This is a genomic window from Chryseobacterium hagamense (assembly GCF_007991455.1).
In the GTDB taxonomy this organism is placed as follows: domain Bacteria; phylum Bacteroidota; class Bacteroidia; order Flavobacteriales; family Weeksellaceae; genus Chryseobacterium; species Chryseobacterium hagamense.
In genome coordinates this window covers 1-593 of the sequence record NZ_BJYJ01000098.1, presented here as the reverse complement: position 1 = coordinate 593, position 593 = coordinate 1, and the positions used below count along the sequence as shown (strand labels likewise).

Here is a 593-nt window from a genome sequence, read left to right as displayed (position 1 = left end):
CGAAGAACTGTACATCTGCAAAAAATTAGATCTTCAGGAATTGGAACACCTTGAAAATCATGGAATGATTGATTTGTTTTATGCAGATGAAAGTCATGTAAGCAGCCAGGGCTATGTTCCTTACGGATGGCAGTTCCCCGGTGAAGAAGTGGCTGTCTATGTAGAAAAAGGCTATAAAACAAACATTTTTGGAATGATCAACCGCTCCAATGTATGCCATTGGAAGATGAGCGAGCAAAACATCAACAGTGAATTTGTAGTCAATTTTCTGGAAGATTTATCCTTTGAGATACAGAAAAAAACGGTAGTGGCTTTGGATAATGCTTCTGTTCATCGGTCAAGACTAGTAAAGCAGAATAGAGCCCGTTGGGAACAGAGAGGACTATTTATCTTCTTTCTGCCACCTTATTCTCCCCATCTGAACATTGCAGAAACGCTCTGGCGCAAGCTGAAAACAGAATGGCTATATCCTGAAGATTATCTTGAAAAAGATACTTTATTCTATTCCGTAAACAGATGCATGGCAAATATAGGAACACATTTAAATATTCGTTTTTCAAAATTTAATGTAAACTAATTGTGACCTAGTACTT

General features: G+C 37.6%; 1 protein-coding gene. It reads left to right on the top strand.

Features of this window, described 5'->3' with window-relative positions; translation table 11 throughout:
* Nucleotides 1-577: IS630 family transposase (locus CHA01nite_RS20390; protein WP_228458485.1), on the top strand; the 577-nt coding region annotated here is incomplete at its 5' end.
* Nucleotides 578-593: the final 16 nt, after the last annotated feature.